The 25,899-nt window shown below is 68.2% G+C and carries 23 protein-coding genes; 14 read left to right on the forward strand and 9 right to left on the reverse strand.

Annotation, left to right across the window (positions count from 1 at the left end; translation table 11 throughout):
* Positions 1 to 6 precede the first annotated feature (6 nt).
* On the forward strand, positions 7 to 3,933 hold the full coding sequence (locus EO174_RS08750) for a YhdP family protein (protein ID WP_126944117.1): 3,927 nt from the start codon (positions 7 to 9) through the stop codon (positions 3,931 to 3,933).
* A 130-nt stretch (positions 3,934 to 4,063) separates the two neighbouring features.
* Here EO174_RS08750 and EO174_RS08755 read toward each other — a convergent pair whose 3' ends face one another.
* Positions 4,064 to 4,819 (reverse strand): DUF6065 family protein, encoded by a 756-nt coding sequence (locus tag EO174_RS08755; protein ID WP_126943874.1) that lies wholly within the window; start codon positions 4,817 to 4,819, stop codon positions 4,064 to 4,066.
* 99 nt (positions 4,820 to 4,918) lie between these two features.
* On the opposite strand from EO174_RS08755, the gene tldD reads away from it, so the two are divergent.
* Positions 4,919 to 6,364: a metalloprotease TldD gene (gene tldD, locus EO174_RS08760; RefSeq protein WP_119128498.1), complete on the forward strand. Its 1,446-nt coding sequence runs from the start codon at positions 4,919 to 4,921 to the stop codon at positions 6,362 to 6,364.
* A gap of 256 nt (positions 6,365 to 6,620) precedes the next feature.
* Here the strand turns inward: tldD and yjgA are convergent, their stop codons facing one another.
* Complete coding sequence (gene yjgA, locus EO174_RS08765; protein WP_126943877.1) at positions 6,621 to 7,199, reverse strand: ribosome biogenesis factor YjgA; 579 nt, start codon at positions 7,197 to 7,199, stop codon at positions 6,621 to 6,623.
* 118 nt (positions 7,200 to 7,317) lie between these two features.
* Between yjgA and pmbA the strand changes: the two genes are divergently transcribed.
* Positions 7,318 to 8,685, forward strand: coding sequence for a metalloprotease PmbA (gene pmbA / locus EO174_RS08770; RefSeq protein WP_126943880.1), 1,368 nt, complete (start codon positions 7,318 to 7,320; stop codon positions 8,683 to 8,685).
* Between the two features lie 90 nt (positions 8,686 to 8,775).
* Positions 8,776 to 9,240, forward strand: a complete 465-nt coding sequence (locus EO174_RS08775; RefSeq protein WP_164739140.1) for a DUF4870 domain-containing protein — start codon at positions 8,776 to 8,778, stop codon at positions 9,238 to 9,240.
* A 70-nt stretch (positions 9,241 to 9,310) separates the two neighbouring features.
* Here the strand turns inward: EO174_RS08775 and EO174_RS08780 are convergent, their stop codons facing one another.
* From EO174_RS08780 to EO174_RS08800, 5 genes are all read right to left on the reverse strand, one after another.
* Positions 9,311 to 10,399 carry a M35 family metallo-endopeptidase gene (locus tag EO174_RS08780; protein ID WP_104581915.1) on the reverse strand — a complete coding sequence of 363 codons (1,089 nt, stop codon included), beginning with the start codon at positions 10,397 to 10,399 and terminating at the stop codon, positions 9,311 to 9,313.
* 412 nt (positions 10,400 to 10,811) lie between these two features.
* Positions 10,812 to 11,687 (reverse strand): polyprenyl synthetase family protein, encoded by an 876-nt coding sequence (locus EO174_RS08785; RefSeq protein WP_126943883.1) that lies wholly within the window; start codon positions 11,685 to 11,687, stop codon positions 10,812 to 10,814.
* Positions 11,688 to 11,951, reverse strand: coding sequence for an exodeoxyribonuclease VII small subunit (locus EO174_RS08790; protein ID WP_115677569.1), 264 nt, complete (start codon positions 11,949 to 11,951; stop codon positions 11,688 to 11,690).
* Between the two features lie 31 nt (positions 11,952 to 11,982).
* A complete protein-coding gene (gene tilS, locus EO174_RS08795; RefSeq protein ID WP_126943886.1) occupies positions 11,983 to 13,278 on the reverse strand; it encodes a tRNA lysidine(34) synthetase TilS in 1,296 nt (431 codons plus the stop codon).
* A gap of 91 nt (positions 13,279 to 13,369) precedes the next feature.
* Entirely contained in the window at positions 13,370 to 15,076 is a 1,707-nt protein-coding gene (locus tag EO174_RS08800; protein ID WP_104581919.1) for an alkaline phosphatase, read from the reverse strand.
* 142 nt (positions 15,077 to 15,218) lie between these two features.
* Here EO174_RS08800 and EO174_RS08805 point away from each other — a divergent pair, with 142 nt between their 5' ends.
* The 3 genes from EO174_RS08805 (at position 15,219) to EO174_RS08815 (ending at position 18,001) form a co-directional block, all read left to right on the forward strand.
* A complete protein-coding gene (locus EO174_RS08805; RefSeq protein WP_104581920.1) occupies positions 15,219 to 16,559 on the forward strand; it encodes a dicarboxylate/amino acid:cation symporter in 1,341 nt (446 codons plus the stop codon).
* A gap of 9 nt (positions 16,560 to 16,568) precedes the next feature.
* On the forward strand, positions 16,569 to 17,408 hold the full coding sequence (locus EO174_RS08810; RefSeq protein ID WP_164740144.1) for a class I SAM-dependent methyltransferase: 840 nt from the start codon (positions 16,569 to 16,571) through the stop codon (positions 17,406 to 17,408).
* A gap of 101 nt (positions 17,409 to 17,509) precedes the next feature.
* Positions 17,510 to 18,001, forward strand: coding sequence for an acyl-CoA thioesterase (locus EO174_RS08815; protein WP_104648042.1), 492 nt, complete (start codon positions 17,510 to 17,512; stop codon positions 17,999 to 18,001).
* A 223-nt stretch (positions 18,002 to 18,224) separates the two neighbouring features.
* Here EO174_RS08815 and EO174_RS08820 read toward each other — a convergent pair whose 3' ends face one another.
* The gene (locus EO174_RS08820; protein WP_104581923.1) at positions 18,225 to 18,974 is read right to left on the reverse strand and encodes a C40 family peptidase; all 750 of its coding nucleotides are present in this window, start codon (positions 18,972 to 18,974) and stop codon (positions 18,225 to 18,227) included.
* 109 nt (positions 18,975 to 19,083) lie between these two features.
* Positions 19,084 to 19,692, reverse strand: a complete 609-nt coding sequence (locus EO174_RS08825; protein ID WP_180707890.1) for a C40 family peptidase — start codon at positions 19,690 to 19,692, stop codon at positions 19,084 to 19,086.
* A gap of 46 nt (positions 19,693 to 19,738) precedes the next feature.
* Between EO174_RS08825 and EO174_RS08830 the strand changes: the two genes are divergently transcribed.
* From EO174_RS08830 to EO174_RS08860, 7 genes are all read left to right on the forward strand, one after another.
* Positions 19,739 to 20,218: a peptidylprolyl isomerase gene (locus EO174_RS08830; RefSeq protein WP_115677565.1), complete on the forward strand. Its 480-nt coding sequence runs from the start codon at positions 19,739 to 19,741 to the stop codon at positions 20,216 to 20,218.
* The gene (locus EO174_RS08835) at positions 20,193 to 20,429 is read left to right on the forward strand and encodes a hypothetical protein (protein WP_126943889.1); all 237 of its coding nucleotides are present in this window, start codon (positions 20,193 to 20,195) and stop codon (positions 20,427 to 20,429) included. The genes EO174_RS08830 and EO174_RS08835 overlap by 26 nt, the downstream gene beginning before the upstream one ends.
* Positions 20,426 to 21,670 carry a DUF418 domain-containing protein gene (locus tag EO174_RS08840; RefSeq protein ID WP_126943892.1) on the forward strand — a complete coding sequence of 415 codons (1,245 nt, stop codon included), beginning with the start codon at positions 20,426 to 20,428 and terminating at the stop codon, positions 21,668 to 21,670. Before EO174_RS08835 ends, EO174_RS08840 begins: the two co-directional genes overlap by 4 nt.
* A 7-nt stretch (positions 21,671 to 21,677) precedes the next feature.
* Positions 21,678 to 22,928, forward strand: coding sequence for an FAD-dependent oxidoreductase (locus EO174_RS08845; RefSeq protein WP_126943895.1), 1,251 nt, complete (start codon positions 21,678 to 21,680; stop codon positions 22,926 to 22,928).
* On the forward strand, positions 22,925 to 24,295 hold the full coding sequence (gorA, locus tag EO174_RS08850; protein ID WP_126943898.1) for a glutathione-disulfide reductase: 1,371 nt from the start codon (positions 22,925 to 22,927) through the stop codon (positions 24,293 to 24,295). Before EO174_RS08845 ends, gorA begins: the two co-directional genes overlap by 4 nt.
* A gap of 304 nt (positions 24,296 to 24,599) precedes the next feature.
* Entirely contained in the window at positions 24,600 to 25,007 is a 408-nt protein-coding gene (locus EO174_RS08855; protein WP_119131279.1) for an MGMT family protein, read from the forward strand.
* 40 nt (positions 25,008 to 25,047) lie between these two features.
* Entirely contained in the window at positions 25,048 to 25,746 is a 699-nt protein-coding gene (locus EO174_RS08860) for a rhomboid family intramembrane serine protease (RefSeq protein ID WP_026064941.1), read from the forward strand.
* Positions 25,747 to 25,899 lie beyond the last annotated feature (153 nt).

Below are 25,899 nucleotides of genomic sequence, written 5' to 3' on the forward strand. Positions count from 1 at the left end.
CCCCTGATGCCCACCCCGCTGCGCCGCCGTCTCCGTCTGTTTCGCCGCTATGCGATCACCGCCACTGCGCTTGCGCTGGTGGCGATCGCGTTGTTGGTGGGTGCGGCCAGCCAGGCCTTGCCGTTGGCCGAGCAGCGGCCGCAGCAGATCGCCGCGTGGCTGAGCCAGCGCGCCGGCCAGCCGATCGGCTTTGATCGCCTGCAGACCGAATGGACCCGGCGCGGTCCGCTGCTGCGGCTGGAAGGCCTGCGGATCGGGCCGCATGGCGAGGTGCGGGTCGGCCAGGCCGAAATCCTGCTGGCGATGTATGCCGGCCTGTTGCCGGGCCACTCGCTGACCGAGGTGCGTCTGCGTGGTCTGGCGCTGACGCTGCAACGTAGCGACGATGGCGTGTGGTCGGTGCAGGGCTTGCCGGCCGGGCGGCGTTCGGACCCGTTGGAAGCGCTGCGTCGCCTCGGCGAGATCCAGGTGGCCGAGGCGCGCCTGCGGGTGGCCGCGCCGTCGATCGGCGTGGACACCACGCTGCCGCGTATCGACCTGCGCCTGCGCGTCAACGGCTCGACCGTGAACGTCGGCAGCCACGCCTGGATCGACCTGCAGCGCGCACCGCTGACCACGGTGATCGCGTTCGACCGCGACAGCGGCGACGGCAGCGCATATGCGCAGGCCGACCCGGCCGATCTGGCCGCCTGGGCGGCGTTGCTGCAGTTCGGCGGCATGCACGTGGACGGCGGCGGCGGACGCCTGCAGGCCTGGGCGCAGCTGCGCGCGCGCCGCATCAGCGCGGTCACCGTGAATGCGGATCTGCGGCAGCTGCGCTTGTCCGGCGCAGCGTTGCCCGGGGAGTCCGCGCGCCGCACGCTGCTATGGGAGCGGCTGCAGGCGCACGCACGCTGGCAGACCATCGACGGCGGTTGGCGGCTGGATGCGCCGCTGCTGCGGCTGGGCGCGGCGGCCAGGCCGCAGCGGCTGGACGGGTTGAGCGTTGCCGGCGGGCGGCGTTATGCAGTGGTGGGCAAACAGCTCGATGTTTCCGGCCTGATCGCGGCGGCGGCATTGAGCGAGCAACTGTCGCCTGGCTTGCGGCGCTGGCTGAGCCTGTCCCGACCACAGTTGCGCCTGGCCGATCTGCAGATTGCAGGCGAGCAGGGTGGCGCGGTGCGGGCGCAGGGCCGGATCGAGCAGCTGGGCTTCCTGCCGGTGGGCAGCGCGCCGGGCATCAGCGGCCTGCGTGGCCGGATCGATGGCGACGCGCAGGCGATTGCGCTCGATCCCGCCCCCGATGCCACGCTGCGCTTCGACTGGCCGGCCGGTTTCGGGGTGGTGCACGAGCTGCAGCTGGCCGGCAGCATCGTGGGCTGGCGCGACGGTGCCGGCTGGCAGGTTGCCACGCCGGCGTTGCGCGTACAGGCCAGGGACTACGGCGCCAACGTGCGCGGCGGGCTGTGGTTCCAGAACGATGGCAGCCGCCCGCGCATCCAGCTGGCCACGCAGCTGGACGATGTCGCCCTGCCGGTGGCGCGCAAGTTCTGGATCCGCTCCAAGATGAGCAAGGCGGCCATCGACTGGCTGGACACGGCGGTGGCCGGTGGCGTGATCACCGGCGGCACCGGCCTGGTCAGCGGCGATCTGGACGACTGGCCGTTCGACAACAACGATGGCCGTTTCGAGGCGTTTGGCCAGATCCGCGATGGCGTGATCCCGTTCAATCCGGACTGGCCGGCGATGGAGCAGGTGCAGGCCGACCTGCGCTTCCTCGGCAACGGCTTTTCCCTGCAGGGCAGGGGCGCGCTGGCCGGTGCGCCGATCGCGCGCCTGGAGGCCGGCATTCCCAGCTTCGCCACGTCAGAGCTCTACGTGCGCGCTTCCACCCAGGCCGATGCCGCGCAGCTGTTGGGCATGCTGCGCAAGAGCCCGCTGGAGCAGCGCTACGGCGACACCTTGCGCAATCTGGCGGTGTCTGGCCCGGCCGCGGTGAGCTTCGATTTGCTGCGTCCCCTGCGCACCCACGGCACCGGCGGCCACCTGCAGGGCACGGTCGCGCTGCAGGGCGCCAAGCTGGCCGATGCGCGCTGGAACCTGGCCTTCGACCAGGTCAGCGGGCATGCCGAGTACCGCGACACCGGCTTTGCCGCCGAGCGCCTGAGCGTGCAGCACCAGGGCCGCAGCGGCGAGTTGTCCTTGCGCGCCGGTGGCTTCGTGCAGGACCCCGCGCAGGCATTCGAGGCGCGCTTCGGCGCCACCCTGGATGCCAAGGAACTGTTCGATCGCGCGCCGCAGATGGAATGGCTGCGTCCCTACGTGCATGGCAGCGCACCCTGGCAGGTGGGCGTGGACGTACCGCTGCCGACCCCCGGGCAAGCGGACCCGCAGGCGTTGCTGACGTTGCGCTCGGAGCTGGTCGGCACCACCCTGGATCTGCCTGCGCCGCTGGACAAGGCAGCCACGCAGCCGCTGGATACGCAGGTCAAGGTGGCCTTGCCGGTGGGCGATGGCGACATCGACGTGGCCTTCGGCAAGCTGGTCGCGCTCAAGGCCAGCAGCCAGGGCAACCAGACCGGCGTGCGCGTGGTGATGGGCACCGACACGGTCAGCGAGCGTCCGCCGGCCAACGGCCTGGTGGTCACCGGCCGTACCGCCTCGCTGGATGCGATCGACTGGATCAGCCTGGCGCGCGGCAGCAGCGCGCCGGACACGCCGCCGCTGCCGGGCCAGCCGGCAACGCCGAAGACGGACGCGGTGCCGCTGCAGCAGGTGGATGTGCAGGCCGACAGGTTGCTGATGATCGGCGGCGTGTTTCCGCAGACGCGCCTGCGCCTGCGGCCGACCCGCGATGCGGTGGCGGTGACCCTGGACGGCCCGTCGCTGGCCGGCCAGCTCAGCGTGCCCAATGCCGATGGCGCCGCCGTGCAAGGCAAGCTGAGCACGGTGCACTGGCAGCCGGTGGCCGCACCGCCCGAACCGGCCGTGCCCGAGCCGGGCGACCCGCTGGCCGGTGCGTTGCCGGAGCCGGCCCGCCGTGCGGTGGCCGAATTCGACCCGGTCTCGATCCCGCCCCTGTCGCTGGACATCGACGACCTGCAGGTCGGCAAGATGACCCTGGGCGCGGCCACCCTGCGCAGCAGCCGGCTGACCGACGGCATGCAGGTGGACCAGCTGCAACTGCGCTCCAACGACCAGAACATCGGCCTGACCGGCGCCTGGCGCGGCAAGGGCGATTCCGCCAGCACCCGGCTGTCGGCGCGGGTGGACAGCCGCAATCTCGGCAACCTGCTGCAGAACCTCACCCTGGGCGGCCAGCTGCGCGGCGGCGAAGGCCAGCTGGAGCTCAACGCCGGCTGGCAGGGCTCGCCGACCGGGTTTGCGCTCGGTTCGCTGGATGGCAATCTCAAGATCGAGGTGCGCAACGGCCAGCTGCTGGAGGTGGAGCCCGGCGCCGGCCGCGTGCTCGGCCTGCTCAGCGTGGCGCAGCTGCCGCGCCGGCTGATGTTCGACTTCCGCGATTTCTTCTCCAAGGGGCTGGCCTTCAACAAGCTGGAAGGCCAGGTGCGCTTCGGCGAAGGCTTTGCGCGCACCGATGCGATCCGCATCGAAGGCCCGGCCGCCGACATCGCCATCCGTGGGCAGACCGACCTGCGCGCGCAGACCTTCGACCAGACCGTGGACGTGAACCCCAAGGCCGGCAACCTGCTCACCGTGGTGGGCGCGGTGGCCGGTGGCCCGGTCGGTGCGGCGGTGGGCGCGGCTGCCAATGCGGTGCTCGGCAAACCGCTGGGCGCGATCGGCGCCAAGACCTATCACGTCACCGGGCCGTGGAAGGATCCACAGGTGGACGTGGTGGAACGCGACGTGCGCGAGCGTGCGCCCGGCAAGCCGCCTGCAACGGGCGCGCCAACGGCGACACCAGGCACGCCCGGTCGGTCGCCCCGCTGACGCGTCCGAATGCGGGCGCGCTGGCGAGTGTCGGTGCCGGTCGTCGCGAGCGCTCAGGCCTTGCCGCAAGTGGATCGAACGCAGCACGCGCGCCAGCGGGCACGTCCCGCGCGCCGACGCAGCGATGTACTCAGTCGAGCGGACTGTCGCCGTCGCTGTCGGCGCGTACGAACATCGGCAGGCGCAGGCGCGAACGGTGGCCCTGCACCGGCGCCTGATCGGCACCGGCGACGCCACGGAAATAGCCGCGTTGCCATTTCTCGCGCGCGGCGGCCGACTGCGCATCCGGCAGGTCCTGCAGAAATTGCGTGCGGCTGCGCGTCCAGTCGACATGCTGCTGCGCCAGTTGCGGCGCCTCGGACAAGGGCTTCCACTGCGGCTGCACCTGCTCGATCAGCTGGCGCGGCAGCGGGAACAGATGGCAGAACGGTTCGCCAGCCGCAAAGCGCACCTGCCCGGGCCGGGTGAACTTCCAGTTCATGGTGAAGGTGTACGGGCTCCAGTCGGTTTCGACCAGCCCGCTCAGCGCGCCGATGCCGTCCTTGGGCCGGTTCAACGGCCCGGTGACGAACAGATCCATGCCGGTATCGGTACGAAACAGGCAGGGCACGTGGAAGGTCAGCACGCCGTAGCCGAAGTGGCTGATCGCCGGTGCCGCGGTGCCTGCATCGGCACTGATCCGGATCGCGTCCAGGCCATCGCGGCCGTCCCAGCTGGCCTCGAACCCGGCCTGGCACAGCAGCTCCCAGCCATGCGCATTGGCGATCGCCAGCGGCAGGCAGCGGTAGGCATAGCGCTGGTCGGTGGCGTCCATCCAGTCGCGCTCGTGCGGGGCGGGGCGGATGTCCAGCGTATGGCCATCCAGGACGTGGGCAATGAGCTTCATGCGCGGGCGTCGGCGTGGCGATGGGTCCGCGATGATAGCCGCGCGGCATGTTCAGCCGGACGACTTGTCTCCCCGGCGCGCGGGCCCCATCCTGACTGCATGACCGATAACGCTCTCACTCTGGCCGAAACCCGGCTGCTGCTTCCTTCCGGCCTGGACACCGGCCATCTCGACCGCACCTTCGGCGCCCTGCTGGGCCCGGGCATCGACTTCGGCGACCTGTACTTCCAGCATTCGCGACGCGAGAGCTGGAGCGTGGAAGACGGCATCGTCAAGGACGGTGCGCATTCCATCGAACAAGGCGTGGGCGTGCGCGCGATTGCCGGAGAGAAGACCGGCTTTGCCTATTCCGACGATATCCAGCGCGACGCCCTGCTGGAGGCGGCGCAGTCCGCACGCGCGATCTCGCGCGAGGGCGGCGCGCAATCCACCCGTTCGCTGGTGCGTGGCAATGGCCGCGCGCTGTACCCGGCCACCGACCCGATCGACGACATGGACAGCGCGACCAAGGTCGAGTTGTTGCGGCGTATCGACCAGTACGTGCGCGCGGCCGACCCGCGCGTCAAGCAGGTAATGGTGAGCCTGTCCGGCGGTGTGGACACGGTGCTGATCGCGCGCAGCGACGGCGTGCTGGCTGCCGACGTGCGCCCGCTGGTGCGCTTGAACGTGCAGGTGATCGTTGAACAGGGCGGACGCCGCGAGTCCGGCTACTCAGGCGGCGGCGGCCGTTACGGCTATGCCGACCTGTTCGCCGACGGCCGCCCGGAAGGCTTCGCCCGCGAAGCGCTGCGTCAGGCGCTGGTCAACCTGGAGGCGATTCCCGCGCCGGCCGGCGTGATGCCGGTGGTGCTCGGCCCGGGCTGGCCCGGCGTGCTGCTGCACGAGGCGGTGGGGCATGGCCTGGAAGGCGACTTCAATCGCAAGGGCACCAGCGTCTACGCCGGCCGCATCGGCGAGCGCGTGGCTTCGCCGGGCGTGACCATCGTCGATGACGGCACCCTGGACGGCCGGCGCGGCTCGCTCAATATCGACGACGAAGGTACGTCCACCCAGTGCACCACGCTGATCGAGGACGGTGTGCTGGTCGGCTACATGCAGGACACCCACAACGCGCGCCTGATGGGCGTGGCGCCGACCGGCAACGGCCGGCGCGAATCGTTCGCGCACCTGACCATGCCACGCATGACCAACACCTACATGCGCGCCGGCGAGCACGATCCGCAGGAGATGATCCGCTCGGTGAAAAAGGGCATCTACGCGGTCAACTTCGGTGGCGGCCAGGTCGACATCACCAGCGGCAAGTACGTGTTCTCGGCCACCGAGGCCTACCTGATCGAAGACGGCAAGGTCACCGCGCCGGTGAAGGGCGCCACGCTGATCGGCAACGGACCGGAGACCATGCAGAAGGTGCGCATGATCGGCAATGACCTGGCGCTGGACGAAGGCGTGGGCGTGTGCGGCAAGGACGGGCAGAGCGTGCCGGTCGGCGTCGGCCAGCCGTCGCTATTGATCGACGGCATCACCGTTGGCGGAACGCAGGCCTGAGATGCGGGGATTTGGGAATCGGGATTCGGGAATCGCAACGGCAGGAGCGGGATATCGCGTTTTTGAGCCTTGCGCCGCGTCGGTCTTGATGCCGCGAATCGGGATAAGAGCATCGGGAAGCGCAGCGGTAGAGGCGCGCAGCGTCTTCGGCGCGCAGGTGTCGCCGACCCAGGTTGCCGATGTTGGAAGCATGCTGCCGCGGTTGGCTGCGGCGGAGGCGCTCGTTGAGCAGTTGCGCGAATGCGGCCGCCAGGTCCTATTCGTCGTCTTCCAGATCCTGATCGTCTTCCAATCCCGAATCCCCACTCTCCAATCCCTGCGCCTGAGACAACTCGCGCAGTACCTGGAACAGCTCGCGGTAGGCACGCGGCGGCTTGTTCTTGGCGCGCTCGTGGATGGCGTTGCGCACCAGCTGACGCAGTTGCTGGCGGTCGGCCGCCGGGTAGGCTTCCAGCAGTTCGGCCAGCGCCACGTCGCCTTCGGCGAGCAGGCGTTCGCGCCAGCGCTCGACGCGGTGGATCGCGGCCACTTCGCGGCGCGCCGTGTCGCTGTTGGCATCCAGCGCATCGCGGATCGCGGCCAGCGTTTCGTCGTCCTCGCGGCGCATGTGCTTGGCCAGAAACGCCAGCTGTCGCTTGTGCGCGATATGCGAGGTGATGCGCTTGCTCTCTTCGATATGTGGGATCAGCGATTCGGGCACCGGCAACTTGGCCAGCTGCGCCGGGGTCAGCGCCACCAGCTTTTCGCCCAGGTCGAAAATTTCCAGCGCCTCGCGCCGCTGCTGGCTACGGCTGGCGCCGCGAAATTCACCGGTCTCTTCATCGCGTCCGCGCATTGCAATCCATCCAGAACAAGAAGTTATTCATCATCAGACAAGCCCGGCCATGGATCGCCGGGCTCTTGCGGAAGGATCCGCAATCAGGTCACTCGCACCATGAGACTAGGATAAAGCATTGAACGCACTCTCCTCCGAAACACCTGTCCACGACGACAGCCTGCAGCGCCTGGACGCGCTCACCGACATCGCCCAGCGCCTGCTCGAGCGCGCGCGTGCGGCCGGCGCCACCCAGGCCGAAGTGAGCTGCAGCGAAGAGCGCGGCCTGGACGTCAATGTGCGCCTGGGCGATGTGGAGACGGTGGAATCCACCCGCGACCGCGGCATCGCGGTCACCGTGTACTTCGGCAAGCGCAAGGGCAGCGCCAGCACTGCCGATCTGCAGGATTCCAGCCTGGAATCGACCGTTGCCCAGGCCTGCGCGATCGCCCGCTACACCGAAGACGATGTCGCCGCCGGCCTGGCCGACCCGGAGCTCATGGCGCGCGACTTCCCCGAGCTGGACAGCTGGCATCCCTGGGCGCTGGACGCCGACACCGCGGTGGACCTGGCGCTGGCCTGCGAGAGCGCCGGGCGCGATGCCGACGCGCGGATCAGCAACTCCGATGGCGCCTCGGCCAGCACCGGGCTGAGCCTGTCGGTCTACGCCAACTCGCATGGCTTCATCGGCCGCGAGCGCGGCACCCATCATTCGATCAGCTGCGCCTTGATCGCCGGCCAGGGAGACGGCATGCAGCGCGATGGCTGGTACAGCAGCGCGCTGGCGCGCGAAGACCTGGAGGCGCCGGAAGCGATCGGCCGCCACGCCGCCGAACGCACCCTGGCGCGGCTGCAGCCACGCTCGCTGCCGACCGGCCAGCTGCCGGTGCTGTTTGCGCCGGAAGTGGCGCGCTCGCTGGTCGGGCATCTGCTCGGCGCGGTCTCCGGCGGCGCGCTGTATCGCCGCGCCAGCTTCCTGCTCGACAGTGTCGGCAGCAAGCTGTTCCCGGACTGGTTCAATATCGAAGAGCTGCCGCACCTGCGGCGCGGACTGCGCTCGGCCGCCTTCGACGGCGAAGGCGTGGCAACCCGGCGTTCGGCATTGATCAGCGACGGCGTGCTGCAGCGCTATGTGCTGGGCAGCTACTCAGCGCGCAAGCTGGGCCTGCAGACCACCGCCAATGCCGGCGGCGTGCACAACCTGCAGGTCACCGCCAATGCCGGCGATCTGGCGTCGATGATCGCCGGCATGTCGCGCGGCCTGCTGGTCACCGAGCTGATGGGCAACGGGGTCAATCCGGTGACCGGCGACTATTCGCGCGGCGCCGGTGGCTTCTGGATCGAGAACGGCGCGATCGCCTATCCCGTCGACGGGCTGACCATCGCCGGTAATCTGCGCGAGATGTTCGCCGGCATCGAAGCGGTCGGCACCGACGTCGATCCGCGCTCGCACGTCAAGATCGGTTCGGTGTTGCTCAACCGCATGACGGTGGCAGGCGACAGCTGAGCGCGTCTGACCAGGCTGCTGCGCCCCTCACCCGGCGCGCGCGCGTCTTGCCGCCGTGCCTGGCGGCAGCCGGCATGCGCCGCAGAGACCATGTCTTCCCGCACTGGTGGCTGGCTGAATCGTTGCTATAGTCCGCCGCACCACAACCATGCATGGGGAGACATGATGAGCGAATTCGAGTCACACGCCGCACCGCCGCCGCCGCCGATCGGCAGCAGCACGCCGTCGGAGGAGCGCACCCTGGCACTGGCCGCGCATCTGCTCGGCATCCTGACGTCCTTCATCGGCGCGCTGGTGATCTGGCTGGTCAGCAAGGACGCCAGCCCGTCCAAGCCGTTCGCCACTGACCAGGCCAAGGAAGCATTGAATTTCCAGATCACCGTGATCATTGCCTATGTGGCTGCGGTGATCCTGACCATCGTGTCGTTCGGCATCCTGTTCTTCGTGCCGACGCTGGTGTGGATCGCCAATCTGGTGTTCTGCATCCTGGCCGCGGTCAAGGCCAACAACGGCGAGCATTACCGTTATCCGTTCACGCTGCGCCTGATCAAGTAATCCGGCGCAATGGCAATGCCACAGGCCCGGCAGCGATGCCGGGCCTGTGTCGTTTCAGGCGATGCCGCGATCAGTTTTGCGCCGGGGTGTTCTCGGCGAAGTACTCGTGGCTGTCGGCATTGGTGATCGCCTGGGCCGGGTTGCTGATCGCCAGGTTGCGCGCACCAGACTGGCCATACACGCGGTCCTGGGTGCCGGCCACCGCGGTGAAGTGGCTCATCTCGTGCACCAGCGTACCGGCCTTGGAGTCGGTGCCCTGGGTCGGCGCGCTCCAAAACGCGTTGCAGACGTAGATCTCGTACGGCGCATTGGCGTAGACGTACGCGTAGGCGCTGTCGGTGCAATCGCAGTTGATGGTGATCTGGCCGTTGTTCTGGTCCAGCGCGTTGTCGATGTTGACGAAGTTCGAGCTAACCCGGCTGTAGCGCGAGGCGTTGTAGGCGCCGAACCAGGTGGTGTAGCGCGCGCCGGTGCTGCCGGCATTGAGGTAGTTGCGCGCGTTCTGCGAGTAGGCGCGGGCCGCCGTGACCGCGCTGCCGGCCTGGCTGGTGCGGGTGGTGCTGCAGTTCAGGTAATTGACGCCGTTGACCACGGCGGTGGGACCGATCGCCATCCGGCGCTGCACGCCGCGGTTGACGCCGTCCAGCCACACCGTCAATGGCGCGCTGCCGGCCACCGCGGGCTTGCCATCGGCGGTCTTCAGCAGGCTGCCATCGGCCAGCGAGGCGTACTGCAGCGGCGAGCTGACCCGGATGGTGTAGTTGCCGCTGGTGGACAGGTCGTAGGCGGCAGCCAGGTCGACCACGCCCTGCACGGTCTGGCCCGGCTTGAGGATGGTGAAGTCGGCCGCCTTGGGCAGGCCGCGCTTGACCAGGCGTCCGGTATAGGTCACCGGCGCGCCATCGCGGCTCACTTCCAGGATGCCGTTGTCCAGCGATTGCAGCGGCAGCTGGTAGGTCGGTACGCGGGCGATCTGGCTGCCGTTATTGGTGACGGTCACTGCGATCTTGCCCTGGTGTCGCCCGGCCTGATCGGCGACCGGTGCCAGTTCAATGGTCAACGGGACCGGTCCGCGCACGGACTGTGCCTGCGCCGAACCGAGCACGCCAACAACGGCCAACGTACCTGCTGCAAACGATGCGAGAAAAACGTTCTTCACCAGTGACTCTCCATGTGGTCGGGGGATGTCCGCGGACGCGGGCAAGTCAACCTAGGCAGAGCGAGCAGACGCAACAAGAGAACCGATTGATGCTGTTTTTGGCCTACTGGTGATCAAGAAACGACAAAAGCGGACACCGATGGCGACAATTCACCTGAAAATTGCGTGGCTATCCACACTTTTCGGCCAATTTCTGAAAATGCGCGTGTGAAAATGTACGGAAAGAGAATTTACGTTCTGTGACGTAGCACATTGCCTGCGAGGCGGTGCGCGACAAAAACGCACCGTGCGCTGGCGCACGGTGTGCGCAAGGAGCGGTGTGATCGCTTGATCGGCGCCGGTAGCGAAGTGGGACGGGGGCGGTGCACGTCCGCCTGGCGTGCCGGGGAGGGTGGCCAGGCCACCGGTTGCTCTAGTGCGCGCGGTCCACCGCAAACCGGCCCAGCGTCGCCAGCGTGTCGCCGGGCGCGCCGTAGGGTTGCAGGATGTCGTACATGCGGGTGGCCAGTTCGGCCAGCTTGGCCTTGGCGCCGTCCATCCCGAGCAGGGCGGGATAGGTGGATTTGGCTTGCGCGGCGTCCTTGCCGGCGGTCTTGCCCAGTTGCGCCGAGCTCGATTCCACGTCCAGGATGTCGTCGCGGACCTGGAACGCCAGCCCCAGCGCGTCGGCAAACGCATCCAGGCGCTGCTGATCGTCGGCTGTGGCAGCACCGGTGAGCGCGCCCATGCGCACGGCCGCGCGGATCAGCGCGCCGGTCTTGAGTGCGTGCATGCGCTCGAGGTCGCGCAACGATTGCAGCTGGCCGGTGGCATCGATATCCAGCGCCTGGCCGCCGCACATGCCGGCAGCGCCCGCGGCGGTGGCCAGACTCTGCAGCCAGCCGACCCGCAGTTCCGCACTGACCGGGGCCGCAGCCAGCAGTTCGAACGCACGCGTCTGCAACGCATCGCCGGCCAGGATCGCAGTGGCTTCGTCGAAGGCGATATGCACGGTGGGTTGGCCGCGGCGCAGGGCGTCGTCGTCCATCGCCGGCAAGTCGTCGTGCACCAGCGAGTAGGCGTGGATCAGTTCCACCGCCACGGCGGGCGTGTCCAGGCTGTCCTCGTCGGCGCCGAACAGCGCGCCGGTTGCATACACCAGCAACGGGCGCATGCGCTTGCCGCCGCCCAGCACCGCGTGCCGCATCGCCGCGTGCAGTCGTTGCGGCGCCAGCGCCGGAGTGGGCAGGCAGGCTTCCAGCCGGCGTTCGGTACGGCCGATCCAGTGGTCAAACAACGCCGAACTCACTCAGCCGCCGTCCTGCGATGGCGGTTCGAAGGCTTCGGCCAGATCGGGGCGCGCGGGGTCGGTCAGCATGCGCACGCGCAGTTCGGCCTGTTCCAGTGCCTGCTGGCAGTCGCGGTACAGCCCGATGCCGCGCTCGTAGGCCGTGAGCGATTGCTCCAGGCTCTGGTCGCCGACTTCCATCTTCTGCACCAGTTGCTCGAGTTCTTCCAGCGACTGTTCGAAGCGGGCGACCGGGGAGGTTTCATTCAAGGATTTTTTGACCATCGCCAAAGTGTGCGGCGCGCAGGCAGGCGGGTCAATTCGCATTGGCGTGGTCGTGCCAGTGCAAGGACGCGCCGTTGGCCTGCAGCCAGTGGCTCAATGCAGCCGAGAGGATGCGGTCGCCGGCTGCCAGCACCTGGCCGTCGGCCCACAGGATCGGCAGGCGCGCGCGTTGCCAGGGCGGTAGATCCAGCGCCTGCAGCAGGTGCTTGAGCCGATGCGAATGCGCGCGCTGCGGCAGCACGATGCGTTCGCCACCCTGGCGTGCACGCACCAGCAGCGGTTGCGCGAAGCGCAGGCCGGCGGCGCCGTGCAACTGCAGGCAGGCGCCATCCGGCAGTGGCAGTGGGCTTGCGCCATCCCAGCACGCCTGCCACGACGCCGGCCAGGCGGCATGCGGATGCAGCAGGTACAGGCACTGGCGCCAGCGCCGCACCTGCACCTGTTGCCAGGCAAAGCAGGCTTGCCGATCCGGCGCGTCGTCGTCGATCTCCTGCTCCAGTGCGGCCACGCCGTGCGCAGGCAGCGGTGGCGCCTGCGCTGCAGCCACCCAGGCGCGCAGCAGCCGCGGCCGACGTGCGGCCGGCTGTGCACGCAGGATCCGCAGATCCAGCGCGCCGGTGGTGGTCAGCAGGCCGGGCAGTTGCGCGCTGTCCTCCTGCAGCAGCAGGTCGCTGGCATCGGCGCTCAAGCGCGCGCTACGCGCCAGTGCCTCGGCAGCTTGCGGCCAACGTTGCTGCAGCACGGGCATCAGCTGGGTGCGCAGGAAGTTGCGGTCGTGGCGGGCATCGGCATTGCTGGGGTCTTCGATCCACTGCAGGCCATGTGCCTGCGCATAGGCCAGCACCGCGGCGCGCGCGTGCTCCAGCAAGGGACGCCACAGCATGCCGGCCGCGAATGGACGCTGCGCGCGCATCGCGGCCAAGCCATCCGGGCCGGAAGCACGCAATGCGCGCAGCAGGAAGGTTTCGGCCTGATCGTCGCGATGATGCGCCAGGGCCAGCCATTCGCCGGGCGCCAGTGCCTCGGCAAACGCGGCGTGGCGTGCCTGGCGTGCCGCCGCTTCCAGGCCCAGGCCGCTGTCGCGCGCGACCTGCACGCGCGCGATCTGCAGGGGGACCTGCAGGGCGTCGCACTGGCGCTGGCAGTGCGACGCCCAGGTATCGGCATCGGCGTGCAGGCCATGATGCACATGCAACGCACGCACCCCCATCTGGCGATAACGCGACGTTGTTGCCAGCAGATGCAGCAGCACGCTCGAATCCATGCCGCCGCTGTAGGCGACTAGGACCGGGCCGGGCGGTGGTGCCGGTGGCAGCAATCCGGTCATCGATGCAGATGGCTTGCTGCGCCGCTGCGTCCGGGTGCGAGCGGCGACGACTGAGTCGTCGCTGCCGCCCGCGCTGCGCGCAGCCGGCGCATCAGCGCTTGGCCGCGGTCTCGAACGTGGCCGACTGCGGCAACGTCACCGGCACGCCGGCGCTGTCGCAGGTGCCGGCCTTGCACAGGCGCTCGCGCAGGCGCGGGGTGGCCTGGACGATGACGTGGTAGATCACGTTCTCCTCCAGCGTGCCGCGGAAGGCCGCGCTGCCCGGGCCGGTGGCCCAGATGCCGACGTCTTCGCCGCCATGGCTTTCGGACTTGGTCGGCACCAGCGATTCCTGCATGTAGCTGGGCGCCTCGGTGTCGACGTGGGTCAGGTCCGGGCGGCCGGCGGCCGGCTCGCTGCTGCTGGGTTCGTGCGGGTACTTCTTGGCGCCGGCCGGCTGCGCGTTGCTGGCGCCGGTGTAGCCGGGGCCGTTGGCGTAGCTCAGCGTGGTGTAGGGCTGGCCGGCCAGGTCGGTGGCCAGTTGGGTGCGGTCGCCTTCTTCGCCACCGGTGCCGCGCACCTTGCCCAGGATCGGGTTGCCACGTACCGGGTAGCCGACGAAGTTGAGCGTATGCGAATGGTCGGCGGTGACGATGATCAGCGTGTCCGGCGGCGCGGTCTGCACGGCGGCGCGCACCGCATCGGACAGCGACACGGTCTCATCGAGCGCGCGGTAGGCATTGCCGGCGTGGTTGGCGTGATCGATACGGCCGCCTTCGACCATCAGCACGAAGCCGTTCGGGTCGCGCGACAGCGACTGGATCGCGGTGCGGGTCATCTCGGTCAGGCTGGGCTCGCCCTGCGCGGTGCGATTGCGGTCGTGGTCGAACTGCATGTGATCCGGCTCGAACAGGCCCAGCAGCGCGGGCGCGCCGGAGGCCGCCTGCAACTGTTGCTCGTTCCAGACATAGGCGCCCTGCGGGTGCGCCTGTTTCCATTCGGCGACCAGGTCGCGGCCGTCCAGGCGCAGGCCGACCTTGTCGTCGTACTCCGGATCGCGTTCCTGCACGGTCTGGAACTGGCTGCGTCCGCCACCCAGCACCACCTGCGGGCCACGCCCGAAGCGCGCGCTGGAAAGCAACTGCTGGGCAATGTCCTGGCAGCCGGCGGTGCGGGCGGACTCGGGCAGGTCGGTATCGTTTTCCCAGTTGCGGTCCGGCGAATGCGCATAGGTCGCCGCCGGGGTGGCGTGGGTGAGCCGGGTGGTGGTGACGATGCCGGTGGCCATGCCGGCGCTGTCGGCCAGCTGCAGCCAGCTGAGCAGACCCTTGCCCAGGCTGTCGGCGCAGTCGCTGCGGTTGCCGCTGCTGACCCCGATCGCGCCCATGTGCGTTTTCACCCCGGTGGTGATCGCGGTCATGGTGCCGGCCGAATCCGGCGTCTGCGAATCGGTGTTGTAGGTCTTGCTGAAGGCGGTGGCCGGGAATTGCTCCCACGACAGCAGGTTCTCCTCACCCGGCCCGCCCTTGCGCTGGCCATCCAGGATGCGCGCTGCCGCCACCGTGGTCAGGCTCATGCCGTCGCCCAGGAACAGGATCACGTTGCGCGCGCGGCCTGCCATTGCGCCATTGCCGGCCGCGCGCGCCGCGCCCGAGCGGTACCACCATTGCGGCGTCTCGCCGGCCGGATGCGCCACCTGCGGCACCTCCACGCGCACGGCGGCAGGCGCGGATGCGCTGGTGCCGGCGCTGGAGGCGCAAGCGGCGACACACACGGTGGTCAGGGCGGCGAGGGCAGGCAGGCGGTAACGCATCGGCATCGAACTCGTGGCTGAATCGGCGCCTATTATGCCGGCATGCCTGGTGTCACACAGATGACACGCCGCTGTTCCAGTCGTGGCCTCGCGGGCGGCGCGGGCCTGGGCTATGGTGCATGCACTCTCCCCCCGGATGACTCGACGCATGACATTGGTCTCGGCCTGGTTGCGCATTCCGTTCTGGCAACGCGTGGTGGCCGGCTTCGTGCTCGGCGCGCTGGCCGGCTGGGCCATGGGCCCGGCGGCCGATGTGTGGTTCGGCCCGCTCGGTGACCTGTATGTCACCCTGATCAAGATGATCGCCATCCCGCTGGTGTTCTTCGCGGTGATCAATGCGATCTCCTCGTTGCACGGGCAAAAATCCGTCGCCGCGCTCGGCGGGCGCACCTTCCTGTGGTTCGTCATCACCGCGGCGTTGGCGGTGGGTGTGGGCCTGGCGGTGGGCACGCTGATGCAGCCCGGCGCCGGCCATTTCAGCCTGAGCGTGGATTCGGCCTGGAAACCGCGCGATGTCCCCAGCCCGATCAAGGTGCTGCTGGACGTGGTGCCATCCAATCCGTTCTTTGCGCTGACCGGCATCGGCACCAAGACCAATGCGGCCGGCGAAACGGTGCTGGCGGCCGGGCGCGGATCGATCCTGCCGGTGATCTTCTTCGCTGCACTGCTGGGCTTTGCGATGGTCAAGCTCGGCGAGCGCGTGGCCGAGGCACGCAAGCTCACCGCGCAATTGAGCGACATCATGATCCAGGTCACCCGCTTCGTGCTGGAGATGACCCCGTTGGGCACCTTCGGGCTGATCGCCAGCCTGGTCGGTAGCTACGGCTTCGAGAAGCTGCTGCCGTTCGGCAATTTCGTGCTGGCGCTGTATGTGGCCTGCGCGATCCATATCGTGGTGGTCTACAGTAGCCTGTTGTTGCTGCATGGGCTGAATCCGTGGAAGTTCTTCCGCGGTGCCGCGCCGGGCATGCAGGTGGCGTTCGTCAGTTCGTCGAGCTTTGCCGCGATGCCGGTGGCGATGCGCTCGATCACGCATAACCTGGGTGTCAGCAAGGACTATGCTGCATTCGCGGTGCCGCTGGGCGCCAGCATCAAGATGGACGGCTGTGGCGCGATCTTTCCGGCCCTGTGCGCGGTGTTCATTGCGCAGTACACCGGCGTGCCGCTGACCGCAAACCAGTACTTCGTGGTGTTGATTGCCTCGGTGCTCGGCAGCTTCGGCACGGCCGGCGTGCCCGGCACCGCGGTGATCATGGCCACGGTGGTGCTCAGTGCGGCCAACCTGCCGCTGGAAGTGATCGGTTACCTGTACGCCATCGACCGCATCCTCGACATGATGCGCACCATGACCAACGTGACCGGGCAGATGCTGGTGCCGGTGCTGGTGGCCAAGGAGACCGGCCTGCTCGACAAGGCGGTCTACGAGTCGGCATCGACCAACGTGGGGCTGGAAGATCCACTGGCCGATCGCGCTCCGACGCAGCGCTGAGCGCCAGCGATGCGCATCGGGTCTCCCACGCTGCGCGATCGCCTGCAGCAGTTGCCTGAGCTGGAGAGCGTCGACGGCGTGTTCGTGCAGCGGTCGTTGGCCGACGACCCGTTCGAGCAGCAGTATCTGGAGGTTCGGCGCAAGGAAGGCCGGCTCTACACCGATGCACAGGTACGCAGCCTGCCGCGCCCCGGCGGCAAGCTCGGCGCCAGTCTGGAATGGCAGGTGCGTGCGCTGTCCAGCGCCTTGCTGGTCCAACATCTGCGCGCGCAGGCAGGCGAGGGCGCCATCGCCGAACTGGGCTGCGGCAACGGCTGGCTGTCGCAGCTGCTGGCGCAGTCGCTGCAGCGCGATGTCTGCGGCATCGACGTCAACCGCACCGAACTGGCCCAGGCCGCGCGCGTGTTCGGCCACGACCAGCGCCTGAGTTTCATCGCCGCCGACATCCAGACCCTGGCCCTGCCGCGCGATCTCTTCGACCTCATCGTGATCCCGGCCTGCATCCAGTATTTCGCCGACCCCGCGGCATTGGTCATCCGCCTGCTCGCCCAACTGCGCGACGGCGGCGAGCTGCACATCCTCGACAGCCCGCTGTATGCGGATGCGCACGCCGCTGATGCAAGCGCGGCGCGCAGCCTGCGCTACTTCACCGAGCTGGGTGTTCCGGCGCTGGCCGCGCACTACCACCAGCACACCTACGCCAGCTTCGACCGCTTTGCGGTGCAGCGCCTGTTCGACCCGCGTCGCCCGGGCGCGCGCCTGCGGCGGATGCTCAAGCTGCGGCAGCCGCATTTTCCCTGGTTGTGCCTGCGCAAACAGGACAACCTGGACGCGCTACGCCCTGAGTAAAGCATCCGCGCTGCCGGACCACGCATCGGGTGTTTGGTCGTGCGCACCCGCGTCCCACCCGCATGGCACACTGCCAGCTCATCCATTGACGAGGGCGGGCGGTGATTGGCCAACAGCGTGATCTGACATTTCGTTTTCTGGCCGAGCCCAGCGACGTCAACTTCGGCGGCAAGGTGCATGGCGGCGTGGTGATGAAGTGGATCGACCAGGTCGGCTTTGCCGCGGCCAGTGGCTGGAGCGGGCACTACTGCGTCACCGTGGCGGTGGGCGGCATTCGCTTCGTGGCGCCGGTGCGGATCGGGGATCTGGTCGCGGTATCGGCCAAGCTGGTCTACACCGGCCGCACCAGCATGCACTTTGCCATCGACGTGCGGGCACGCAGCCCGATGGGTGGCGATTCCCGGCTATGCACGCATTGCATCATCGTGTTCGTGGCGATGGACCCGGACGGCATCACCCCGGTGGCAGTGCCGTCCTGGCAGCCGGGTACGCCGGAAGACCAGCGCCTGGCCGAATACGCGCTCAAGGTGATGGAGCTGAGCAAGGGCATCGAGGACACCATGGCGCATTACCAGGCCGACACCTCGCGGTAACCTGCGGCGCGCGCTGCGCTGCGCCGTTGGCCCCGCCATGCGCGAGGTGCGACAGGTAGCCTGATGCTCGCTGCCTGCTACTTGGCACGGCGATGGATGTCACCCGCTGTCATGCAGCGGTCATGGGGCCTGCGGGACGCCCACGCGCGACGACGACGCAGCAAAAAGGCCGCGGGATCGCCGCGGCCTCTGTCATGCAATCGACGCAATGTCCACCAGTGGGTCAGAGCACCCGGCGTGCCTGGATGAACTTCTCGCTCCAATAGCCGCTGGCCAGCGAATCCACCCGCACGTCCTTGCCGCGACTGGGCGCATGCAGGAACTTGCCATCGCCGACCACCAGACCCACATGGTCGATGCGGCCGCGCCTGCCGAAGAACACCAGATCGCCGGCCTTGAGCGCGTTGGGGTCCTTGATCAGCTCGGCAGACTCGTCGCGTGCGATGTCGCGCGAGACGCGCGGCAGGTCGATGCCCAGGGCGGTCTTGAACACATAGCCGACCAGACCGCTGCAGTCGAACCCTTCGGTGGACTCGCCGCCCCAGACGTACGGGGTGCCCAGCAGGGCCATGGCGCGTTGCAGGATCACCTGGACACGGCTGTCGGCCACGGCGTTCTGGGCGGCGTTGGCCGCACTCTGGGACACGTCGTAATTGGCCAGCAGGCGGCTGAGGTCACCGGCGAACATCGCCGAACGGTCCATCAGCGGGATGGCGTCGTTGGCGGCCAGATGCGGAAGCAGGGCGGCCAGTGTTGCGGTGGCAGCGGCGTCGGCGCGGCTGCGGGTTGCGGCTTTCTCGGCGGCGACGGTGCTGTCCGGCGGGGCCGTCTGCGGAGCGGATGCGGTGCCGTTGGCGGTCTGTGCCAGGGCGGGAAGGGCTGCGAGCCAAAGAGCGGTGGCGCATAGCAGGCGGAGCGGTTTCCGGGGCGGAAGCGGTGCGGCGCCAGTGATGATCTGTTCGTCGTTCGTCACGCGGGAATCACAATTCTGCTGTCGATGCGGGATGATGCCTTGGTGAAAGAATCGTTACGTTCAAAAAAGGTTAAATTTCCGTTTTATGAAATGTGATACGCGTCACATATCAGGGCAAAACCCGCTTTGAGCCTGAATAATGGTCACGCCAGTAGGCGCCATCCAGGAAATCCAAGCGGACGGTACCGCCGGTGGTGGGGGCGTGCACGAAGCGGCCTTCACCGACATAAATGCCGACGTGGGTCACGTTGCCGCTGGAGCCGAAAAACACCAGATCGCCGGTGGTCAGTTTCTCCTGGGGGATGCGGGGTCCCTGCACCGCGGCCAGTTCACGCGAGGTGCGTGGCAGCGCAAGCGCCAGCACGTCCTTGTAGACATAGGTGACCAGCCCGCTGCAGTCGAAGCCGGTCTCCGGCGTATTGCCGCCGAAGCGGTACGGCGTGCCGACCAGGCCCAGCGCACGCATCAGGATGTTGTTGGCGGCGGCCGGATTCGACGGCGGCACCTGCGGCCAGACCCGCGGTGCCGGCGGCTTGGTGGCGGCCGGTCGGCGGACCGGCGCCTGTGCGCAACCGCCCAGCAGCACGAGCAGGCCCAGCAACGAACTGGCCGCCACGCGGCGGGCGCGGGCGGCGAAAACTGGCGTGATATGCATGGAGCCGGGATAATGGGCGGTTCGAAAGGTCGCCATGATGGCGGCGCACCCGGCGGCCGACAAGCCGTCCTCCACCGTCTGCCACCGGGCAGCCTATCCAGAGCCAGGCATGAAGATCGAAAAAGACAGCGTCGTCCGCTTCCACTACACCGTTTCCGAGCTCGGCCAGGAGCCGATCGAGAGCTCCAAGGAGCGTGACCCGTTAGCGATCATGATCGGCCACGGCAACATCATTCCGGGCCTGGAAGCGGCCATGATGGACAAGGAGGCCGGCGAGAGCTTCGGCGTGGACGTCAAGGCCACCGAAGCGTATGGCGAATACCGCGAAGGCCTGAGCCAGCGCGTGCCCAAGAAGCACTTCGGCGCCACCAAGCTGGTACCGGGCACCCAGGTGGTGCTGCAGACCAACTTCGGCCCGCGCGCGGTGACGGTGCAGAAGGTCGGCATGAGCGTGGTCGACGTCGATCTCAATCACCCGATGGCGGGCAAGGACCTGCACTTCGACGTGGAGATCATCGAAGTGCGTGAAGCCACCCAGGAAGAGCGCGACCACGGGCATGTGCATGGCGAAGGCGGCCATCACCACTGAGCGCAGCCGTTATACGGTCTGTGAAGCGGGCGGACCGATGCGGGCAATCGGCAACATCGGCATGCACCGCGTGGTGATGCCGATTCGCCCGCGCCGGTCGTGTTCGCCCGGCCAGCGTTTGCTGGATGTGTTTCTGCGGCCCGCCATTTCGGCGGGCTGCTTGCATGGTGCGCGCCGCGATCGCCGCGCCGTGCTGTCCGGGCCGCGATGAGCCCGCGCGATCTTCTGCTGCCCGTTGCAGCCAGCGAGCGCATGGTGGTGCTGGATGTGCTGCGCGGTTTCGCGCTGCTGGGCATCCTGCTGATGAATGTCGAAGCCTTCGTCGGTCCGCTCGATCTGGCGATTACTGGCGTGGAGCCTCATTGGCATGGTGCCGACCGGGTTGCCGATGCGCTGGTGTACCTGTTCGTGCAGGGCAAGTTCTACACGCTGTTCTCGCTGCTGTTCGGCATGGGGTTTGCGGTGATGGCGCAGCGCGCCGCGCAGGCCGGGCGCGGGTTGGTCGGCCCTTATCTGCGTCGCACCGGTGCGCTGCTGGCGATCGGGCTGGCGCATGCGCTGCTGCTGTGGTCCGGCGATATTCTGGTGACCTACGCCTTGCTCGCCTTGCTGCTGCTGGCCACGCGCGCGGTGCCGACGGTGACGCTGCCGTGGTTTGCCGTGCTGGTCTACTGCTGCGCGCCCGGGTTGATGTTGCTGTACGGCGTCGCGGGCACGTTGACGCAGCTGGACCCGGCATCTGCAGTGGAATGGAAGGCCGCAGTGGCCGACGCAGCGCAACAGGCGGCAGCCAACGTGCAGGCGCAGCGCGCCGCCTTCGGTGGCGGCAGCTATGCGCAGGCCACGCTGCAGCGCTGGCATGACCTGCAGCAGGCGATGACCGGGCTGAGCATCAACGGCCCGGCGATGCTCGGCATGTTCCTGCTGGGCAGCTGGTTCGTGCGCAGTGGTGCAATCGCCGCGCCCGAGCGCTTTCCGCGCCTGTTCCGGGGCTTGCGCTACGGTGCGCTGCCGCTCGGGCTGGGCGTGATGGGGGTGAGTTACGCGCTGGAGCCGTGGATCGATCCGGCGCGCCTGGATCTGCGCCTATCGGGTGCCTTCGCGCTGGCGCTGATTGCCGGCCCGCTGATGAGCCTGGGCTATGCGGCGTGGGTGGTACGCCTGGCGCCGCGCCTGGCATGGCTGGCGCCCGCCGGACGCATGGCGCTGACCAACTACCTGATGCAGTCGTTGGTGTGCACGTGGATCTTCTACGGTTACGGGCTTGGCTACTTCGAACAGCTGCCGCGCGTATGGCAACTGCCGTTCGCGCTGGTGCTGTTTGCGCTGCAGGTGGTGCTGAGCCAGCTGTGGCTGCGCTGGTTCCGCTTCGGGCCGGTGGAATGGCTATGGCGCAGCGTGACCTATCTGCGCGTGCCGCCGATGCGTCGCAGCAGTGCGCGCGTGGGGTAGTGCGCACATGAGCGGCGCGCCTGTCGATGTGGTGGTGGTCGGTGCCGGCGCCATCGGCCTGGCGACCGCGCTGGCCCTGGTCGAGGCGGGGCGACAGGTGCACGTGCTCGATGCCGGTGCGGTGGGTGCGGCAACCTCGTACGGCAACTGCGGCACCATCACGCCGAGCCATGCGCCGCCGCTGGCAGCGCCGGGCATGATCGCGCAGGCGCTGAAGTGGATGCTGACGCCGGACGCGCCGCTGTATATCCGGCCACGCCTGGATCCGGCGCTGTGGCACTGGTTGCTGCGGTTTGCGCAGCGCTGCAATACGCGTCACTGGCAGGCCAGCGCGCAGGCGCGCGCGGCGTTGCTGGGCGATGCGCGACACCGCTTCGACGACTGGGTCGAGCGCTATGCGCTGGACTGCGAATTTCGCAGCGATGGGCTGGACTACGTGTTCGGCGACGCGCGCCGCTTTGCGCAGTATCGCCACGAATGCGGCGTGCTTGCACAGTGGGGCATCCAGGCCGAGATCATCGAGGGCGCCGACTATCTGCGCCAGGACCCGGCATTTCGCGCAGGCATTGCCGGTGCGATCCATTTCCCCGGCGATGCGCATCTGCGCCCGGAGCGCTACACCGCAGAACTGGCAAGGGTGCTGCGTGCGCGCGGTGCGGTGATCCAGGCGCAGTGCCGCGTCGATGCGGTGGTGCCGGACGCACGCGGCGCGTGCGTGCACACCGAGCGCGGGCGATGGCGGGCGCGTGAGGTGGTCATCGCAACCGGCCCGTGGTCGCCGGTGCTGGCGGCGCAGCTGGGGTTGCGCTTGCCGGTGCAGGCCGGCAAGGGCTATTCGATCACCTATACCGCCCCGGCATTGATGCCGCGCCGCCCGGTGGTGCTGAAGGACCGTTGGGTGTTCGTGGTGCCGTGGCGCGATCGTCTGCGTATCGGCAGCACGATGGAATTCTCCGGACGCGACACCCGCCTCAACCCCACGCGCCTGGCGGCGCTGGAGCGCGCAGCGGCCGATTATCTGCATGCGCCGGCCGGCCCGGCCGTGATCGAGCGCTGGTATGGATGGCGGCCGATGACCTGGGACGACGTGCCGGTGCTGGGGCCGGTGCCGGGGCGTCCTCACGTCTGGCTCGCAGCCGGGCATGGCATGCTCGGCATCAGCATGAGCACTGCAAGCGGACAACTGATGGCCGACCTGATCACGGGCCGCGCACCTGCGCTGGACCCGCATCCTTACCGGGCGGAGCGATTCGCGTGAGTGCCCGTTACGACTACGACGTGGTGATCCTGGGCGGCGGCTCCGGTGGATTGGCCGCTGCGTTTCGCGCGGCCAGGCACGGTGCACGCGTGGCAGTGATGGAGCCGAACGAATTAGGTGGCACCTGCGTCAATCTCGGCTGCGTGCCGAAGAAGGCGATGTGGCTGGCGGCCGATCTGGCCGGCAAGATCGAGCTGGCCGGGGCGCTGGGTTTCGATGTGTCGCGACCGACATTGGCCTGGCAGGAACTGGTCACGCACCGGCAGGGCTACATCAACAACATCCACGCCAGTTATCGGCGTCGGCTCAATGAAGATGGCGTGGTCATGATTCCGCAGCGCGGCGTGCTGCAGGATCGCCATACCATCATGGGCGGCGATGGCGTGCCCGTTACCGCCGAGCATATCGTGATCGCCACCGGTGCGCATCCGCTGCGGCCGGACATCGACGGTGCCGAGCACGGTGAGGTGTCCGACGATTTCTTCAATCTCTGCCATGCGCCTGCGCAGGTGGCGATTGTCGGCGGCGGCTATATCGCGGTGGAGATCGCCGGCCTGCTGCAGGCGCTGGGCAGTCGCGTGCATCTGTTCGTGCAGGGCGATCGCTTGCTGGAGCGCTTCGATGCCGAGCTGACCCTGCAACTGGCCGACAACCTGCGGCACCTGGGCGTGCGCCTGCATTTCGGTTTTTCCACCACCGGGCTGGAACGCGATGCACATGGCAAGCTGCGCGTGCACGGCCATCCCGCACACCCCAGCGAGCAGGGCAACGACGTCTTCGACCAGGTGTTTTTCGCCACCGGCCGACGCGCCAACACAGCGGGGCTGGGTCTGGAAGCGGTCGGCGTACGCCTGGGCGACAAGGGCGAGGTGATGGTGGACGAAGGGCAGACCACCAGCGTGCCGAACATCCATGCCATCGGCGATGTCGGCGGCAAGGTCGGGCTGACGCCGGTAGCGATCGCGGCGGGTCGCAAGTTGATGGACCGCCTGTTCGGCGGGCAGCCGGATGCACGCATGGACTACGAAGGCGTGCCGAGCGTGGTGTTCTCGCATCCGCCGCTCGGGCAGGTCGGACTGACCGAGGAGCAGGCGCGCGCGCGGCACGGCAGTGCGGTACGCATCTACCGCAGCAACTTCCGTCCGATGTTGCATGCGCTGGCCGACGCGCCGCAGCGCAGCCTGTTCAAGCTGGTCTGCGTGGGCGAAGAAGAGCGCGTGGTCGGCGTGCACCTGCTGGGCGAAAGCGCCGACGAAATGCTGCAGGGGTTCGCGGTGGCGGTGAAGATGGGGGCGACCAAGCGCGACTTCGACGAGACCGTGGCAATCCATCCCACTTCGTCGGAAGAGATCGTGTTAATGCACTGATGCACTGTGCATCGATGCGGCTGTTGTGGCCGGACCAACGAGGGCATCAGTCCCTTGCCTGATGCCGGTACTGACGTCGGCCCCTGCGTTTCACAACGTGTGGCAGCCCCACGCAACACCGCACGCTAGTTCTGCACCCGACGTAAGTGCGCTTGACGCAGGCCAGGGCCCTGCGAGCGAATAGATCAAAGCCCCTCCCTTCGGGAGAGGGGTTGGGGTGAGGGTCCGGCACAATCGGCGCGTCAATCAACTGCCGATCTGCCGTCCACAGCCGGTCATGCCTCATCGCTGGCATCCTTGCGCGATGTCCAAGCCCCGCAAACCAGTGACGCTTCCCCCTGCCGGCCCACCTGCGCGCGCCGGCTCCCACGGCGCGGCGCTCTCCAGCGAACAGGCGCGACTGCGCATCCTGGCCGCGATTCGCGCAATTCCTTCCGGTCAGGTCGCAGGCTATGGCGAGGTGGCTCTGCGCGCCGGCCTGCCCGGGCGGGCGCGGCTGGTGGCCCGCGTGCTCAGCGGCAATGACGATCCGCACCTGCCCTGGCACCGGGTGCTGCGCAGCGATGGCCGGATCGCATTGCCGGACGGCTCGTCCGGCTACCGTGAGCAATGTCGGCGGCTGCGTGCCGAAGGCGTGGCGGTCGAGCAGGGCCGGGTGCGCCGCGCCAGTGCCGCGCAGCGGCTGGATGCCGCCGTGTGGGGACCTTCATAAGCCTGACGTTATGATGGTTGGCATTCCGAAGGATGCCGTCATGCCCCAACTGCCGCCCGTCACCAAAGCGTTGTTGATCGCCAATATTGGCTTGTTCCTGCTGCAATGGGCACTTGGCGACCTGGGCGCCGGCGTGCTGCCCTCCGATGCGGCGCTGTCGTCGCTGATGCTGTGGCCGATCTCCAACGGCTTCGATGCGTTTTCGCCCGGCGCCAGCTTCATGCCGTGGCAGTTGCTGACCTATGCATTCCTGCATGGCGGCTTCAACCATCTGTTCTTCAACATGCTGGCGCTTTTCATGTTCGGCGCGGCACTGGAGCAGACCTGGGGCCAGAAGCGCTTTCTGACCTACTACCTGGTGTGCGTGGCCGGTGCCGGCGTGTGCCAGTTGCTGATGGCCTGGTTCACCCAGAGCGGGGCGCCGGTGGTAGGTGCGTCGGGCGGTGTGTTCGGCCTGTTGCTGGCCTACGGCATGCTGTTTCCGAATCAGCGGGTGATGTTGCTGTTTCCGCCGATCCCGATGAAGGCGCGCACCTTCGTGATCGTGTTCGGTGCGATCGAGCTGTTCCTGGGCGCAACCGGCTGGCAGCCGGGCGTGGCCCACTTCGCGCATCTGGGCGGCATGCTGTTCGGCTGGCTGATGATCCGTTACTGGCGCGGGCAGTCGCCGTTTGGCGGCAGCGGCGGCAGGAAGGGCGGTGGCAAGGGGCGCAAGCCGCCGCTGCGCGTGGTGCGCTGAGGTCCGGCAGCGCATCGCCTCGTAGGAGCGGACCTGGCCGCGACGGCGGTTTACCGGTAAAGCCTTGTCGCGGCCAGGTCCGCTCCTACGACCAGGGTGTTTCAGGCTGGTAGGCAGATCGATAAACGCCGGAGACAAAAAAAGAGCGCGGAT

The sequence above is a fragment of the Xanthomonas sp. BRIP62418 genome (genome assembly GCF_003993495.1).
GTDB classification, from domain to species: Bacteria; Pseudomonadota; Gammaproteobacteria; order Xanthomonadales; family Xanthomonadaceae; genus Xanthomonas; species Xanthomonas euroxanthea.